The sequence below is a fragment of the Alphaproteobacteria bacterium genome (assembly GCA_016870095.1).
Lineage (GTDB): Bacteria > Pseudomonadota > Alphaproteobacteria > Paracaedibacterales > VGCI01 > VGCI01.
On record VGCI01000001.1, the window covers coordinates 235,630 to 252,294 of the forward strand.

15 protein-coding genes are annotated in these 16,665 nt (G+C 42.0%); 5 read left to right on the forward strand and 10 right to left on the reverse strand.

What is annotated here, in order from left to right; translation table 11 throughout:
• Nucleotides 1-78 precede the first annotated feature (78 nt).
• Together FJX03_01075 and mfd are read left to right on the forward strand one after the other, a co-directional pair.
• The gene (locus FJX03_01075; protein ID MBM3632287.1) at nt 79-321 is read left to right on the forward strand and encodes a succinate dehydrogenase assembly factor 2; all 243 of its coding nucleotides are present in this window, start codon (nt 79-81) and stop codon (nt 319-321) included.
• A complete protein-coding gene (gene mfd / locus FJX03_01080; protein MBM3632288.1) occupies nt 312-3,764 on the forward strand; it encodes a transcription-repair coupling factor in 3,453 nt (1,150 codons plus the stop codon). The genes FJX03_01075 and mfd overlap by 10 nt, the downstream gene beginning before the upstream one ends.
• On the opposite strand, the gene FJX03_01085 is transcribed toward mfd, so the two are convergent.
• The 6 genes from FJX03_01085 to FJX03_01110 all read right to left on the reverse strand — a co-directional run bounded on the left by FJX03_01085 (nt 3,742) and on the right by FJX03_01110 (nt 9,635).
• A complete protein-coding gene (locus tag FJX03_01085; protein ID MBM3632289.1) occupies nt 3,742-5,490 on the reverse strand; it encodes a hypothetical protein in 1,749 nt (582 codons plus the stop codon). The genes mfd and FJX03_01085 overlap by 23 nt on opposite strands.
• Nucleotides 5,491-5,517: 27 nt before the next feature.
• On the reverse strand, nt 5,518-6,459 hold the full coding sequence (locus FJX03_01090; protein MBM3632290.1) for a hypothetical protein: 942 nt from the start codon (nt 6,457-6,459) through the stop codon (nt 5,518-5,520).
• Between the two features lie 96 nt (nt 6,460-6,555).
• Nucleotides 6,556-6,804 (reverse strand): Cyd operon protein YbgE, encoded by a 249-nt coding sequence (locus FJX03_01095; protein ID MBM3632291.1) that lies wholly within the window; start codon nt 6,802-6,804, stop codon nt 6,556-6,558.
• Nucleotides 6,801-6,899 carry a cytochrome bd-I oxidase subunit CydX gene (gene cydX, locus FJX03_01100; protein MBM3632292.1) on the reverse strand — a complete coding sequence of 33 codons (99 nt, stop codon included), beginning with the start codon at nt 6,897-6,899 and terminating at the stop codon, nt 6,801-6,803. The genes FJX03_01095 and cydX overlap by 4 nt, the downstream gene beginning before the upstream one ends.
• A gap of 13 nt (nt 6,900-6,912) precedes the next feature.
• Entirely contained in the window at nt 6,913-8,064 is a 1,152-nt protein-coding gene (cydB, locus tag FJX03_01105) for a cytochrome d ubiquinol oxidase subunit II (GenBank protein ID MBM3632293.1), read from the reverse strand.
• Nucleotides 8,061-9,635: a cytochrome bd-I ubiquinol oxidase subunit CydA gene (locus FJX03_01110; GenBank protein MBM3632294.1), complete on the reverse strand. Its 1,575-nt coding sequence runs from the start codon at nt 9,633-9,635 to the stop codon at nt 8,061-8,063. The genes cydB and FJX03_01110 overlap by 4 nt, the downstream gene beginning before the upstream one ends.
• A 379-nt stretch (nt 9,636-10,014) precedes the next feature.
• Here FJX03_01110 and FJX03_01115 point away from each other — a divergent pair, with 379 nt between their 5' ends.
• Together FJX03_01115 and FJX03_01120 are read left to right on the forward strand one after the other, a co-directional pair.
• Nucleotides 10,015-10,278 (forward strand): Usg family protein, encoded by a 264-nt coding sequence (locus tag FJX03_01115; protein ID MBM3632295.1) that lies wholly within the window; start codon nt 10,015-10,017, stop codon nt 10,276-10,278.
• Nucleotides 10,279-10,354: 76 nt separating this feature from the next.
• Nucleotides 10,355-10,723, forward strand: a complete 369-nt coding sequence (locus tag FJX03_01120) for a hypothetical protein (GenBank protein ID MBM3632296.1) — start codon at nt 10,355-10,357, stop codon at nt 10,721-10,723.
• Nucleotides 10,724-10,735: 12 nt separating this feature from the next.
• Here the strand turns inward: FJX03_01120 and dprA are convergent, their stop codons facing one another.
• The 3 genes from dprA to FJX03_01135 all read right to left on the reverse strand — a co-directional run bounded on the left by dprA (nt 10,736) and on the right by FJX03_01135 (nt 14,320).
• Nucleotides 10,736-11,836 (reverse strand): DNA-protecting protein DprA, encoded by a 1,101-nt coding sequence (gene dprA, locus FJX03_01125; GenBank protein ID MBM3632297.1) that lies wholly within the window; start codon nt 11,834-11,836, stop codon nt 10,736-10,738.
• A gap of 104 nt (nt 11,837-11,940) precedes the next feature.
• On the reverse strand, nt 11,941-13,740 hold the full coding sequence (gene aspS / locus FJX03_01130) for an aspartate--tRNA ligase (GenBank protein MBM3632298.1): 1,800 nt from the start codon (nt 13,738-13,740) through the stop codon (nt 11,941-11,943).
• Nucleotides 13,741-13,972: 232 nt separating this feature from the next.
• Nucleotides 13,973-14,320: an FKBP-type peptidyl-prolyl cis-trans isomerase gene (locus FJX03_01135; GenBank protein MBM3632299.1), complete on the reverse strand. Its 348-nt coding sequence runs from the start codon at nt 14,318-14,320 to the stop codon at nt 13,973-13,975.
• Nucleotides 14,321-14,467: 147 nt separating this feature from the next.
• On the opposite strand from FJX03_01135, the gene FJX03_01140 reads away from it, so the two are divergent.
• The gene (locus tag FJX03_01140; GenBank protein ID MBM3632300.1) at nt 14,468-15,376 is read left to right on the forward strand and encodes a rhodanese-related sulfurtransferase; all 909 of its coding nucleotides are present in this window, start codon (nt 14,468-14,470) and stop codon (nt 15,374-15,376) included.
• Nucleotides 15,377-15,469: 93 nt separating this feature from the next.
• On the opposite strand, the gene FJX03_01145 is transcribed toward FJX03_01140, so the two are convergent.
• Nucleotides 15,470-16,603, reverse strand: a complete 1,134-nt coding sequence (locus FJX03_01145; GenBank protein ID MBM3632301.1) for a DUF1207 domain-containing protein — start codon at nt 16,601-16,603, stop codon at nt 15,470-15,472.
• Nucleotides 16,604-16,665 lie beyond the last annotated feature (62 nt).

The window sequence follows — 16,665 nt, forward strand, 5'->3', positions numbered from 1 at the left end:
GCTCTTTCCCATAAAAGGATTTTCTTCAAATTCCTCCCAATTCTTGCCTTTAGGACAGCAAAAGTCTATAACAGCCCTATGGACCTATTGAAAAAACTACAATACCAAAGTTGGCATAGAGGCACGCGGGAAAATGATCTTCTCTTGGGGCCTTTTGCAGACGCCATTTTACCGACATTTACCGCATCAGATCTTAACGCCTATCAGAAGATGTTAGAACATGATGATGCGGACATTTTTGCTTGGATTACAGGTCAAAATTCCATTCCCAAAACGGAGCCTATGATATTACGGATTCGGGATTATCATCAATGTCGTTAACCCAAATTTATGCGCGTGTTCCTGATGGAGCCGAAGCGCCTCTTTTTCACCGCCTATTGAGCCCAGGAACTGTCCTATACGTTTGTGCAACAGAAGCAAAAGCGCAAAGGTTAAGGGATCAGTTAGCAATTATCGCTTCTCCAAATCGACTTCTTTATTTTCCAGCTTGGGATTGTTTGCCCTTTGATCGAGTCTCTTCGGGGCTTGATGTTATGACTACCCGTATTGATGTCCTCACAACACTCCTCGAAAAGGAACAAAACTATTGTTTGGTCACGTCTGTTGCGGCGCTTTTGCAACGCTTGCCACCTCGAAGCGCTCTAGAAGGCCAATCTTTTCAAATTCAATCCGGTCAATCGACCAAACGAGATGAATTACTTCGTTTTTTAAATCAGATGGGTTATGTTCGATCTGAAACCGTTCGAGAATCCGGAGAGTATGCCGTTCGCGGTGGTATCGTTGATTTCTTTCCCACCGGTGTTGCGGATCCTGTGCGTGTGGATTTCTTTGGTGATGAAGTGGATCACTTACGAAGTTTTGATGCGATGGCTCAGACATCCCTCAAATCTTTAGATAAAGTGGTGTTGAAACCTGTCAGCGAACTCACTCTCACAGCTGAGGGTATTAGCCATTTTCGAATACGGTATCGCGAATTATTCGGAGCCGCTAGCGACCCCCTATATGAAGCTATATCAGCTGGACGTAAATATGGGGGAATGGAACATTGGCTCCCCCTTTTCTTTCCCCAATGTGAGACTTTGCTTGATTATTTAACTGGCGCATCCATTTTTATAGAAGAAGGGAGCGAAGGCGCAACAATTTCACATCTTCAAACCATTAATGACTATTATCAAGCTCGTCTAATGCCGATTCCAGGTGAACACAGCTTACCGTATCGACCTTTACCCCCAGAATTATTGTATTGGACTGCTCAGGATTGGGAAAACTTCTTACAAACTAAAGCTTGGTCAAAAGTAACGCCATTTCAAGTGGAGAAAGCTCCTCAAGGTATTCCCGTAGAAGATTTTGAAGGCAAGGCTCTTCATGATTTGGGTTTATCGCAAAATATGCCAAGAAGTAAAGCATTTGAAATAGTGGCTCAAAAACTAAGAGAGGCAAGAGATGACAAAAAGCTTGTCATCTTGGCAAGCTTTACGGAAGGGGCAAGAGATCGTCTCCTGACAATTTTACAAGAGCATGAGATCCATAATGTGCAAGTGCAGGATTTCTGGCCAACAAAGATACCTCTTGATAATTTGAGTCAGAGTATTGCTCTTGTCTATCCCTTAGAGCGTGGATTTGAATTGCCGAATTTATTGGTGTTAAGCGAGCAAGACCTTCTAGGGGATCGAGTCGCCAGAGCAACATCTAAGCGCCGAAAAGCAGATCAATTTTTTCTGGAAGCAGCCCAATTGGCACCGGATAATTTGGTTGTCCACCGTGATCATGGGATTGGTCGTTATGAAGGATTAAAAACTATCGTGGTGGGTGGCGCTGCCCATGATTGTTTGTGCTTAATTTATGAGGGGGGCGATAAACTCTTCTTGCCTGTTGAAAACATTGAAATGATCACGCGGTATGGTGGGGAAGGGGCTGCGGCTCACTTAGATCGCTTGGGGAGTTCAGCGTGGCAAATGCGAAAAGCGAAAGTTAAGAAGCGCATCCGAGAAGTGGCAGACTATTTAATTAAAATTGCTGCGGAAAGAGCGCTTCACTCTGGGCAAATATTGGAAAAGCATCCCACTCAGTATGAAGAGTTTTGTTCGCGTTTTCCTTATGTGGAAACAGAAGATCAACAAAGAGCAATTGAGGAAGTCTTATCGGATATGTCTTCCGGAAAACCCATGGATCGGTTGGTTTGTGGAGATGTTGGATTTGGGAAAACAGAAGTTGCATTACGGGCAGCTTTTGTGGCCGTATCTCAAGGCAAACAAGTTGCCATTATTGTACCCACAACATTGTTATGTCGTCAGCACTATCGGACATTTCGAGATCGCTTCCAAGGATTCCCCTATCGAGTAGAACAAATTTCTCGATTGGTGAAAACAAGCCACGCTACAAAAGTTCGTCAAGAGATTGCGCAAGGCAAAGTTCCGATTATAATCGCAACCCATGGTTTATTATCTGACAAAACAATTTTTGCTGATCTGGGGTTATTGATTATTGATGAAGAACATCACTTTGGGGTCAAGCAGAAAGAAAAGCTAAAGAAATTGTGTGCAGATGTTCATGTATTGACCCTGACAGCGACACCCATTCCTCGCACACTTCAATTAGCGCTAAGTGGGGTGAGAGAAATGAGTCTCATCACAACGCCACCGATTGATCGCTTAGCGGTACGCACCTTTGTCATGCCTTTTGATCACGTTGTGATACGCGAAGCTATTTTGCGTGAATATTATCGAGGAGGTCAAATATTTTGCGTCAGCCCTCGGTTGGATGATCTAGCAAAACTTGAAACACAATTGAGAGAACTAACGCCAGAAATACGCATTATTACTGCACATGGTCAGATGAGTGCTACTCGATTAGAAGAAGTCATGAATGCATTTTATGATCGAGATTATGATTTACTTCTCTCAACCAATATTGTGGAATCAGGTATTGATATTGCTACAGCGAACACTCTTATTATTCATCGAGCAGATTTGTTTGGTTTGGCGCAATTGTACCAACTCAGAGGTCGCGTAGGGCGCGGAAAAACCCAGGGATATGCTTATTTAACTTTGCCAGAAGGTAAGATTCTAACTACCAATGCAACCAAGCGCTTAGAAGTTATGCAAACACTCGATAATTTAGGCGCAGGATTTTCTTTGGCTAGTTATGACATGGATATTCGGGGTACAGGTAATATCGTGGGGGAAGAGCAATCTGGCCATATGCGTGAAGTGGGCGTCGAGCTTTATCAGCATTTACTTCAAGAAGCTATCTTAATGGTGAGGGCAGAGCAAGAGTTGGGAACTACCCCTGACTTTGAATGGGCTCCCCAAATCAATTTAGGGGCGTCCGTTTTAATTCCAGAAACCTATGTAGCAGATTTAAGTTTACGGCTGGGTCTTTATCGTCGGATTGCTGCGTTAGAAAATCGTGATCAAATTGATATATTTGCATCTGAGATGATCGATCGGTTTGGTTCCTTACCTTCCGAAGTATCAAATCTATTTGAACTCATTGAAATTAAGGGTTTTTGTAGACAAGCTAATATTGAAAAACTTGACATAGGTCCCAAAGGGGCACTCATGACCTTTCGCAATAATAAATTTAGAAATATTCAAGGCTTGCTTGATTTTATTCAATGTCAGAAAGGGACAGCTAAAATACGTCCCGATCATAAGCTTGTAATAATTCGACCTTGGGATTCTCTGGAGGCGCGGATGAAAGGTGCTAAACAAATATGTTCATTTTTATCAAAGCTAGAGTCTACTGTTCCTTCGCATCCTTGATGGATAAATCTTCAGTGATCATCTCTTCAGGTTCACGAATGGGGGGGCGCTTCTTTAAATACTCTGTAATTTTTAAGGATGTGGGTGCGGGCGCCTCTGGGGGATTTTCCGGCAAGTAAAAAGGGCTACTGGTCGGAAATGAACCATAGGGTCGTGGCTTAATGGGTGTTGGTACATCTGCCTTGGCCATTTTTACCCTTGGTTCTCTCAAATCAAAATTTCCACTTGTTCTCACTAATTTTTTAATGAATTCTTCCGCTTCTTGAGGTGTGCGAGCAGTTGTTGGTGGGGCTAAAACCTCTGGAAGATCACGTTGTACATAAGCTGCCGGTTGGAGAGCATCTGGTTTTGTTGTCAAAGATTTTGTGATAACGGGCAATCCTTTGCGGTTTTTTAAAGCGGCTCTGGGGGGGATTGAGGGACCCCCTATGGCAGAGGGGCGTGATGGAGTTGACGGATTACCACCGGCAATAGCCCTAGCAGGTCGGGTTGTTGGCATTGCTCTGGGTTGAGTCAGGGGAGCCGCAAGACCTCTTGGTAGACTGTTGGGTCTAGGGGCCAATTGGGGTGCAAATGGTGCAGTCATCGGACGGGGAACCGCTTGCGGCATAGCTTGAGGAAAGCGTTGAGGTATAGGTTGTGGCATAAATTGTTGTGGCGGCTGCGGGACCTGTGAAGGAAAGCGTTGGGGTATAGGTTGTGGCATAAATTGTTGTGACGGCTGCGGGACCTGTGAAGGAAAGCGTTGGGGTATAGGTTGTGGCATAAATTGTTGTGTTGGCTGCGGGACCTGTGAAGGAAAGCGTTGGGGCATAGGTTGTGGCATAAATTGTTGTACCGGCTGCGGAAGCTGCGGAGGAAAGCGTTGAGGTATAGGTTGTGGCATAAATTGTTGTGTCGGCTGCGGGACCTGTGGCGAAACACTTTGGGGTATGGTTTGGGCTATCGGCTGGGGTATAGGTTGTGGCATAAATTGTTGTACCGGCTGTGGGACCTGTGGCGAAACACTTTGGGGTATGGTTTGGGCTATCGGCTGGGGTATAGGTTGTGGCATAAAAGGTTGCACGGGTTGCGGCGGAAACCTTTGGGGCGTGTTTTGAGGCAATATCTCAGGGGATAGTTGCGGCAAGATTTGGGGTGATGGTAGAAGTAGAGGCTCAGGAATAAGTTCCGAACTCGGTTCTGACCTTGGTTCTAAACTCGGCTCTGGGCTCGGTTCTGGATTTGTTGTTGGATTAGGATCAAGTGTTGGAGTCTTGCCCTCCAGTATCCTATCTTCTGGTAATATTTTAGGGGGACCATCCCCTATTTCAGGAGAAAGTTGAGGCTTTGAGATTTCTTCAGGTTTAACCTTTATCTTTGGCACCAGAGTTTCTTGCTTTTGCTCCGGATTCAATTTATCCGTTGCGCAAGGTTGCCCACAAATGGGAGTTGAGCAGACGTGGCTCGCACATACGGGACGGGCGCATACAGATTTAGCAAATACGGGGTGAACAATCACACATTTGGTTTGATTTAATTTTTCATCTATTAAATTTGGCGGAATACCCAACTCATCTAATGTTTTGATGAGATCTGAGTGATGCATAGTTACGGAGTGGCTAGGAAAAGGCGCAACAGATGGAGCGGCTGAAAGAGTTGCCTCTTTCAGCAGAAAAATTATCAAACAGATCTGTAAAAGTATCTTACCGGTTCTGTTGATTCGTGTAGCTCTACCATGATCCACATTGTTTATCCAACTGTAAAATTAGCCTTACTCAGTTGCCGTTGGTTCAATAAATTGATTGGCATTCGTCTCTTGGGGAGCATTTCTTTGATCAAGGTTTGTTTGCGCCCGATTGACTTTTCCTTGAGCAGGTACGGCAGGAGCTCCTTTCTTGGTTGGATCGCTTTTAACTGGATTTGGACGATTCGTTGTACCAAGAACATCGGGAGGTGTGACGGTTGGCCAATTCTTCCGAGCCGTTGAGCCTGTAGCGGATGGTGGAGGGGGAGGCGGCGGGGGAGTTGTTGCCGTTGCTTCTGGAGTGCTGGTTGCAGGTTTCATATCTGAGGGTACATTTGCCGCCACTTTAGGGGCTGTTGGTCTCGTGCCACCTAACGTTTTGCTGGTTGACGGAGTCGCATTCAATGCTTTGACTTTATCTTTAACACCTGTTGTAACTTTATCTGTTGGCTTTACACTGGCATCATGTAGCCAACTGCCCATATGTCTGAAATAAACTTTCCCATTAAGTTCTTTCCCCCATTCACCTTCTTTTTGATTCGGGGGTGTACTATTTGGGTTGGCTCTTAAAAAGATATGAGGTGTAACATTTTTGAGTTCTTCCTCAAGTCTCTCTTGTTCAGGAGTTCGTCCCTCTGGGTGCATCAACTTTTTTGGCGTTCCCGTTGTTGAAGCCGTGTGGTGTGTAGGATGATGAGGGGTAACTTCTTCGGGCTTAGTGGCGCTCATTTCCGCTGTTGCGCCCGTACCAGCATTTGGGTGCGTATTTATGCCCGTAGTGTTACCCGTACCTTGCATACAAGGCATCCCTGGTCCCGCGGGAAGCAAGACCCACCCTTGTACGCCGCCAGCGGGACAAGGGGGGCAATTTCCAGGAGCTTGGGGATGCTGAGCATGCATAGTTTGACCAGCATTTATGGAACTTAAACTTATAAGGGCAATACTTGCAAGCAAGGTTTTCTTTAACATCTCAAATAACTCCTTTAAAATTATTAGTTTGATGTTTTATTTTTACCAGATAAGTCATTAAATTTTTATTAAGGAGGGTGTTTTTTAGAAAAATATTTAGTCATAAAATAAGAAAGTACTCGCCATCAATAATCGGGAAATCCAACGGTTAAACAGGAATTTAAAGAGTACATGCCGAGGTTCAAAACCAACTCCGTGGACAAAACCACCTGCAATACCCAGGAGGCCTAGAATTAAAATTCCTCGCCCCATACCTTGAATTTTATCTGCAAAAAGGGGGGCTGCAAATAAAAGGGTTATACTCAGACTTATTGCCATAAATAAAGAAATGAGGCGGGAGATCATGAGGGTTCATTCTCATCAAGTTCTAGCCACATAGCATTTAAAATTGCAAAACTACAGGCCAGTCCTAAACCCAATATCCAGCTAAAATACCACATTCCTTAAGCTCCCTTAATAACTTTGGGGGTTTGATACTATTTCATCGGCTGATACTTTACCTCGCATGACTCGGAAAACCCAAGCTGTGTATAAAAGGATCAGGGGTAAAAAAATAATTACTGAGATGAGCATTATAAATAAAGTCATATGACTAGAAGAAGCATCCCAAATTGTTAAACTACTGTTCGGATGAGAGGAAGAGGGTAAAATAAACGGAAAAAGACTTAACCCCGCTGTGGAAATAATCCCCAGTTGGCTGAGCGCACTTGAAATAAATGCTTTTCCAGGATATTTCATTAGGAGAAAAGCGGCTGTTAAAATTGTTGCTCCATACCCCAGCAGCGGCGCCGCTCTCATCCAGGGATAAAGTTTATAATTGGTAAGCCAAGCCATTGGGTCTTGAATCACGCTTTTTCCTAAAGGATTAGACGGACCATTAAAGGTTTCAATATCAACGATACGAAATCCGGGAACCCAACCATTTTTAATCCAAAACCATCCTAAAGTGAATAAAAATAAAGTTGCCACGGCTGCACATATACCAGCTGTTTTCGCACGATTGGCTATGGGCTCATGTGTTTTTAAAGTTAAATAAGTTGCGCCATGCATAGTAAAGAGACTTAAACTTAATAGACCACAAATGAGAGTAAAGGGCGAAAAGAAGTCCATAAGACTTCCCGTTGCGAAAGATCTTAATGATTCATCAAAATGAAAGGGAATGCCTTGTAATATATTCCCAAAGGCGATACCAAAAACGAGGGAGGGTACAAAGCCAGCGATAAACAGGCCAAAATCCCATATCGAGCGCCATACAGGGTGGAAAACTTTACTCCGAAATTTCATGCCAACAGGTCTAATAATAAGCGTTATAAGTGCTAAAAACAAAACCCCATAAAAACTTGAAAACGCAGTTGCATAAACAATTGGCCAGGCAGCAAAAATGGCTCCAGCTCCTAAAATAAACCATACCTGATTGCCTTCCCATACAGGGCCAATACTGTTTATAGCAATTCGACGTTGCGTGTCTGTTTTTGCTGCGAAGGGCAAAAGAATGGCGACACCCATGTCAAAGCCATCCATTATGGCAAAACCAATTAAGAGAGTTCCCAATAAAATCCACCAAATTACACGTAAAGTCTCGTAGTCGATTATTTCGTGAATCATGACGTACCTTTAGAAATTTTATTGGTAAACTGTTCAATGGGTGTGGGGTATTGTGTGGGACCAATTCGAATATATTTAATCATTAGAAAAACATCAACAATTGCAAGAAGCGAGTAAAATACAACAAATCCAATAAGACTAAACCACACTTGACCGGAGGAGATACTCGAGACGCCTAAGTTTGTTGGCAAAATTCCTTCTATAGCCCAGGGTTGACGACCATGTTCGGCAACAATCCACCCGAGTTCAGAAGCAATCCATGGCAAGGGGAGAGAGAGGAGGGCTATTTTTAAGAACCATCGATTGTCTTCTATTCGCCTTTTTGCACAAATATAAAAAGCCATAGCAAAAAGAGCTATGAGCGTAAATCCAATCCCTACCATAAAACGAAAAGACCAAAAGAGGGGGAGGATATTGGGAACTGTATCCCATGCAGCTTTGGTAATTTGAGCAGCTGTTGCATCCGTAACATTTGTAGTATAGCGTTTTAGCAGTAATCCATATCCAAGATCTTTTTGATGTTTTTGAAAAAGAGACAGTACCTTAGGATCAGGATTGTTTTTGCTTTTGCGAAGATTATAAAGAGCATCATACGCAATAATTCCATTTTTAATTCGTTCTTCAGCTTGAGTGACAAGGTCAAGAATGCCGGGAATAGGCGTATTCAAAGTTCGGGTTGCAATTAGCCCCAACACCCAAGGAATTTTGATTTCATAATTGTTGGTGTGAGTTGTCAGGTTAGGCAAGCCAAATATTGTGAATCCAGCAGGCGCAGGTTCTGTTTCCCACATGGCTTCAATAGCAGCTAATTTCATTTTTTGATTTTGAGAAGTAGTATAGCCACTTTCATCACCTAAAACGACCACAGATAAAGCCGATGCCAATCCAAAACTTGCCGCTACGGTAAGAGATCGTTTAGCAAGATGGTGATGGCGGCCTTTTAAGAGATAGTAAGCACTGATAGCCATAACAAAGACAGCACCTGTCACATAACAGGCACTAACTGTATGGACAAACTTTGACTGCGCCACTGGATTAAAAATAACGTCATAAAAAGACGTCATTTCCATGCGCATGGTTAGATAATTGAATTGAGACCCTACCGGATTTTGCATCCACGCATTCGCAACTAAAATCCAAAATGCTGAAAGGTTAGAGCCAATTGCAACAAGCCAGGTTACAGTTAAATGTCCCACTTTGGTCAATCGGTCCCATCCAAAGAAGAATAATCCGACAAAAGTGGCTTCGAGAAAAAAGGCCATTAAGCCCTCAATCGCAAGAGGGGCACCAAAAATATCTCCCACATAGTGGGAATAGTATGCCCAGTTGGTGCCGAATTGGAATTCCATCGTGATTCCAGTTGCAACTCCCATAGCAAAATTGATTCCAAAAAGCAGGCCCCAGAATTTGGTCATCTGTTGCCAAATTTCTCGGTTGGTCATTACGTAGACACTTTCCATAATTGCAAGGAGAAGAGAAAGCCCAATAGTCAGGGGTACAAAAAGAAAATGATAAAGTGCTGTAAGGCCAAACTGCAATCTGGAAAGTTGAGAGACATCAAGATCTAGCATGGGAAGACTCTTGGGAATTTAATAACAGAGCATTAGTCATTTCTGTAGCGCTTACTTTGGGACGATTTTTAGGTGAAAAGCAGAGGAAAAATAAGCCACATAATAATATAAGTTTAACAGCAAACAAAATAACTATGTCGCGCCGGTATGATTTAAGCATGAGTTCTAAAAAAATAAAAAAATAATTCTAAAAGTTATCATAGTTAATCTAGTTACTATTTTCAATAGAAGATTCTTGATGTTTAGGCTGAAAATACTAAGTCATAAATAAACTAAATGTTAAATCTTATATCAAAATTTTAGTTCATACATCTTCAATTTTATTAAAATAATACTATATTAAAATTAGTAATTGTTGGTTTAACCTAAGAGGTCTCTCATGAGTCAAATTCGCAGTTTATTAGATGATTTTCGCTTAACAACAGCTGAAATTATTTACCATATGCCTGATCATCCTGATGTTTTACAATCTTTTATATGGCAAGATTATGATCTTCCCCCTCAATTTCCTAAATTGCACCATTTCTTAACGTTTTGGTCTCAAAATTTGGATGGCAAATTACACTCTGTATATGTTATGAGTGCACCGCATCTTGCAACTCCGGAAGTGCGTGTCACAGATTTTTTGGATACACTTCGTTAAGTGCTCAAGGGCTTATTTGACTTTGTGAACATCTTTTGAGTAAAGTTGAGCCACGCTAATGTCATGGGGGAGTTGGATGATGGAATGCTTTAACCATTCGGGAAAGATGAGTGTTGCGCTTTGTAAGAATTGTTACAAAGGTCTTTGCCAAGAGTGTTGTAAACCTCAATCCGGGCTACATTTCTCCTGTAGAGAAGTTTGTAATGAACAGGCAAACTTGGAAAATCAAATACGCGAGTGGAGTGGAAAATTTATTCTCAATAAAAAGAGTGCGCGCCACGCTCGACATATTGCATTGGTATTTATAATTTTGGGTTTGACGATTTTAGGGCCAGAGTTTTATGGTAATTTAGTTTACGGGAATAAAGTCTTCATTCCCATGGTAGCTTTAGGCGTTGCTATGTTTCTTGCTGCCTTAATTTCTTACAAAGGAATGCCAAAGTAGCCGGGGGCATACTTACAAAATTGCAGAAACCATATTCCCAGGATGTCTTTTAATTCTTCCCTGTAGTTCCCATTCGAGCATCATCGTAAGTATTGTCTGAGGGGGTGCGCTGTGTCGTGCAATTAATGCATCCAAAGATATTGGGGTTAGACTCAAATCTTGGTAGACATCTGTTTCTAAGGTATCCCAATTCAGCACAACCGGCGGTTCATAGTGTTTGTTATTTTCATCTTGAAGGCAAGGAATGCAAGGACCATCCAATACCGCTAATATATCTTGAACGGACTCTACCAAATAGGCCCCCTGTCGAATGAGATTGTTGGTTCCTCGGCATCGAGGGTCAAGAGGCGAACCGGGAACGGCAAACAACTCTCTGCCTTGTTCTAATGTTGTGCGAGCTGTTATTAAAGATCCGGACTGCAGGGCAGCTTCAATCACAACAACACCCTTACTGAGTCCCGAGATCAAGCGGTTACGCCTCGGGAAATGGCTGGCTCCTGGAAAAAGGGATAAAGGCATCTCCGAAATGATGGCTCCTGTCTGGGCAATCGCATGATAAAGCTCTTTGTGTTCAGGGGGATAAATGATGTCTACACCTCCAGCAATAACAGCAATTGTACCATAGGGCAGGGCACCTTGATGAGCAAAACGATCTATCCCTCGTGCAAGTCCAGAGGTAATTTTCCAGCCGACTTTACTTAAATCAACGGCGAGTCTTTCCGCAAATTGACGACCATGAAGAGAAGAATTTCGAGAACCGACAATTCCTAAAGTGGGTTGGTTTAAAATATCAAGATGACCAGACACACTGAGAAAAGGGGGGCAGTCGGGTAATGAACGCAGCATCTGGGGAAATTTGGGGTCCGACGCGCATAAAAGGGTATAATTTGCTTTTCTATGAGCGTTGATTTCCTGCTCTACAGCTTTTTCTGTAGCTAATCTATATTTATAATTTCCGTCTTTAATGGATTGGGTCAGGGCATGTATCGCTTCAGAAGCGCTTTTATACCGATGAATGAGTTGCCAGAAAGTGATAGGACCAATTTTTTCACTTCGTATTAAGCGAAGTCTCGCAATGAAGTCTTGCGAAATTGTTTGGGATTTTGATAACACTGTGCAGCTCCTGAATAATCAACTCGAAGAGGAGTTGGAGATTTATCAAAATCTATCAAATCTCATTTCCCAGGAGGGGTCACAGTCTATCTAGCCCGATTGTGTTACTTCTGGGAAGGATTCTCCACCTTCTTAGGAGGTAATTTAACTTCGATGAAGAGGTCTTTCAAGCGCTCTGGTGCCACATAGGATGGAGCTTTCATAAGTAAATCTTGCGCTTGTTGATTCATGGGGAAAGCAATTACCTCCCTTAAATTGGGTTCATCGGCAAGGAGCATCACAATTCGGTCAATTCCGGGTGCACAGCCGCCGTGAGGAGGAGCCCCATATCGGAAAGCATTTAAAAGACCGCCAAAGCGTTCTTCAACGTCTTCTTTTGTATAACCAACAATGTCAAAAGCTTTAAACATAACGTCTGGCAAGTGATTGCGAATGGCGCCGCTACATAATTCAATTCCATTGCAAACAATATCGTATTGATAAGCTTTAATGGTTAGCGGATCTTGAGATAATAAAGCTTCTAAGCCTCCTTGCGGCATGGAAAAAGGATTGTGACTGAAATCAATTTTTTTTGTATCTTCATCCAGCTCATACATAGGGTAGTCTACAACCCAACAAAATCTGAATGTGTCTTTTTCATATACGTCTAGGTCTTGTCCAACTTTTGCACGTGCCAACCCTGCAAGTTTTGCGGCTGGGGTCGCCTTGTCGCAAACAAAGAATACCGCATCACCTTCACTAATGTTGGCTATTGTTTTAAGTTGGTTAAGACGCTCTTCATCAAGAAATTTAGCAATAGGACCTTTTGCAACGCCTTCGGAGAAAATGATATATCCTAATCCTGGAGCACCCAACCCTCGAGCCCAATCATTCAATTTTTCAAAAAAGCTGCGCGGTTGGGTAGCAGCTTTTGGCGCAGGTATGGCACGGACAACAGCTCCATTATCAATGGCATTTTGAAACACGGTGAATGTAGAATTGCGAAATACGTCGGTAACGTCACAAATTTCAATAGGGTTGCGCAAATCAGGTTTGTCAGAGCCATATTTTAACATTGAGTCATCATAGGCAATGCGAGGAAAGGGGGGGACAGTGACCACTCTTCCTTGAGCAAATTCCTCAAATACGCCGTGAAGAACCGGTTCCACTGCGGCAAATACATCTTCTTGTGTGACAAAGGACATTTCCATATCTAGCTGATAAAACTCACCGGGAGATCGGTCAGCTCGGGCATCTTCATCCCGAAAACAGGGGGCAATTTGGAAATAGCGGTCGAATCCGGCAACCATGAGTAATTGTTTGAAAAGTTGAGGAGCTTGGGGGAGGGCATAAAAATGACCCGGGTTCAAACGGCTAGGCACAAGAAAGTCTCGAGCGCCTTCGGGGGAAGATGAAGTCAATATGGGGGTTTGATATTCCATAAATCCTTGCTCAATCATCCGACGACGAATCGATGAAATAATAGAGGAACGCAAAATGATATTGGCGTGCAATTTTTCTCTTCGCAAATCTAGAAAACGATAAGTGAGGCGAGTATCTTCAGGGAAATCTGCATTGCTATTGACTTGAAGGGGCAACATTTCTGCTTGAGATTGTACAATTAAGCTCTCAATTTGAATTTCAATCTCTCCCGTGGGCATCTTTTTATTGACTGTGTCCGGTGTACGTTGAACTACAGTTCCATTGAGGGTAATAACGCTTTCATTGCGTAATGATTCTGCTGAGGCAAAGGCAGGGCTATCAACGTTAATCACACACTGTGTCAGTCCATAATGATCTCGTAAATCAATAAAAAGTAAGTTTCCATGATCTCTTTTCCGGTGAACCCAACCGGATAAACGAATACTTTGACCTGTATGGGAGTGGCGAAGTTCACCACAATGATGTGTGCGATAGGAATGCATGTTTACCTCAGTTTAATGACGAACATTGTCTGTACGCGTTCAAGTTAATACTATTTTGCAAAAATATCCGCGTTTGGAGAGTTTTGTTAACCGTAAGAAGTTTCTCCGCAAATTCACAAATTTTGCGAGTATTTACCTTTAACTTGAATAGGTACACATATATCTATAAAAGGCCACAAAAGGACTTTAGTTGTCAAGAAAGGTGAGCGTAAATTGTATGATTCTAAAAAATTTAGTCTATGGAAACCAATTCAATCTCAAATATGAGATCTGAGTTGGGTGGGATTGCATTCCCCGCGCCTCTTTCGCCATATCCTAGGTTTGCTGGAATATGTAGGCGGCGCTTTCCCCCGACTGCCATCGTAGCTAGGCCTTCATCAAACCCAGGAATAACTTGACCTACACCGACCATGAATTGAATAGGAGAACCACGATCATAGGAATTATCAAATTGTGTCCCATCTTTTAACGTTCCCCGATAGTGCACACTGATGCGTTGACCTGTTTTAGGCGTCTCGCCCGTTCCCACTAGCGTTTCTTCATATTGTAGGCCGGAAGCAGTCTTAACGATTTGTGTCATAATAATTAACTCCTTGAAATGTGTATTTTTTTGTAAAGTCTCATATTTTAAGAGTGATTAACAAGTCTTTTTTAAATGATGAGTTTGATTCTCTTGCAATTTAGGGCGCTCCTCTGTACAAAATATAAGAGAAATGGAGTATAATTCATGACCCAATTTGTTGTTGCTGCTCTTTACAAATTTGCTGATCTGCCCGATTTTGAGGAGATGATTCCGCCGTTAAAAGCTTTGTGCGATCTTCATAAAGTTAAGGGGACTCTTTTATTAGCGTCAGAAGGAATAAATGGGACTATTGCGGGTACACGAGAAGGAATAGATGCGGTATTAAGCTATTTGCACTCAGATGAACGCTTGAAAGATATAGAACATAAAGAGTCTTTTGCTTCTGAGCACCCATTTTACCGTATGAAAGTTCGTCCCAAGAAAGAAATTGTAACCCTTGGGGTTCCGGGGGTGAATCCTGGGAAAAAAGTGGGTACTTATGTGGCGCCGGAAGCATGGAATGAATTAATTTCTGATCCCGAGGTTGTCGTTATCGATACCCGTAATGATTATGAATATGGCATTGGAACTTTTAGAGGGGCCATAAATCCGAACACGGAGACTTTCCGTCAATTCCCTGAATTTGTGACGAAAAACCTTAATCCATCTCACCATAAAAAAGTCGCTATGTTTTGTACCGGCGGCATACGATGTGAAAAAGCATCTTCTTATATGTTAGAGCAAGGTTTCGAAACTGTGTATCACCTTCAAGGGGGTATTTTGAAATACCTTGAAAATGTGCCTGCAGACGAGAGTTTATGGGATGGTGAATGCTTTGTTTTTGATAATCGAGTTGCTGTAAAACATGGTTTGGAAGAAGGTGAATTTGACTTGTGTCATGGATGCCGTCATCCTATTTCTCTTCAAGACAAAGAATCTTCTAAGTATATTCCTGGAGTGGCTTGTCCCCATTGCCTTGATTCTGTCCCTGCTAAAAAACTTCATCGGGCGGCGGAACGTCACCGCCAAGTAGAACTTGCTAAGGAACGCAATCAAAAGCATATTGGACGTTAAAATTTTTTCTTAATAAATAGAAATATATAGATTGTCCCGTTGCTTACGCTCATTGCAATAAGGAGAGTGAGCGAGTTATTGGGAAGACAGTGTCTAACTGGAAATAGCTACCAACAGACCTATGTAATGTTCATTTTTCTTGAAAAATTGTCCATGTCGTGATTTGCCAACAGAATAATCTATCATGAATTGCAAATGTCTTCCACCCCATACAGGGTTATCTAACTGCAATCCAGTTCTGATATTCAAACTTTGCTTGAAATTATTTTCAGACCAGTGATGTGTGTGAACACCTAATATGTAGTGAGTTGTATCAAACATGAATTTTGCCTCAGACACGTAATCTACACCCACCTCCAAAGTCAGAGGTTTTAATGAAGAGGGGTCTCGGTGCACCAAATAAGCTATACCTATATAAGGTCGTATCGTTTTAAATTTATAGGCAGTATACCATTTTAGATATTCATAACTAAGATTGATTCTTTTTTTAAGATAATCGGGCCGACTAATAAGAAATTCATCTCCTAAATGACAACTTGTATGGGCAAATTGAATTAGATTCTGCCACTTTCTCTCATAAACAATGGATAAACCGGCCCCAATAAAATAATCAGAATTGATCAATCGAGTAGGATTGGAGCCAATATCCATTAATCCAAACAACCCAGCTTGAGCCCCTAGTTCATAGCTCCATGAATTGTTACTATAGCGAAGCAGGGCTAAATTCTCTCCAAAGGAAAGACTGAAAATATCTTTGCCATAAATCTTTTTTAAATGTCGTTGATATCCAGCTGAAAACTTTGGCCATTTTGGATCCGCTATGGGTGAATCATACAATACCCCGGCGGGTAACAATTTCAAGGTAGAAACAGAGGATTGAGGTTCAACCACCATGGCATCTTTTGGAGGCGTTGAATTCGTTTTACTTTCAGGATTTTTAATTTCTACGTACTTAAAAAATTTGGTTTCTTTTAATCGATGCACAAGTTTTTCTTTTGTAGAAACATCAAGTTCATTTTTTAAGAGATGAATAATTAAATTTTCATTTTGAATGTAATATTCAACTTTTTCTTCAGGAATTATATCATTGATTATGCAAGAAACGTAGCCCATTCGGTAGTCTTTTGAAAATGCATAGCATTTGCTAAAGATGCCATTGCATATGAAAAAAGTTACGCACACAGCGCATAACAACATACTTACAAGGCCTTTTTTTTGCTGAAACAAGATGCAACTCCGAAATTATAGATGGGTAAAAATATTACACAAGCATAATTTTCGGCATGAAA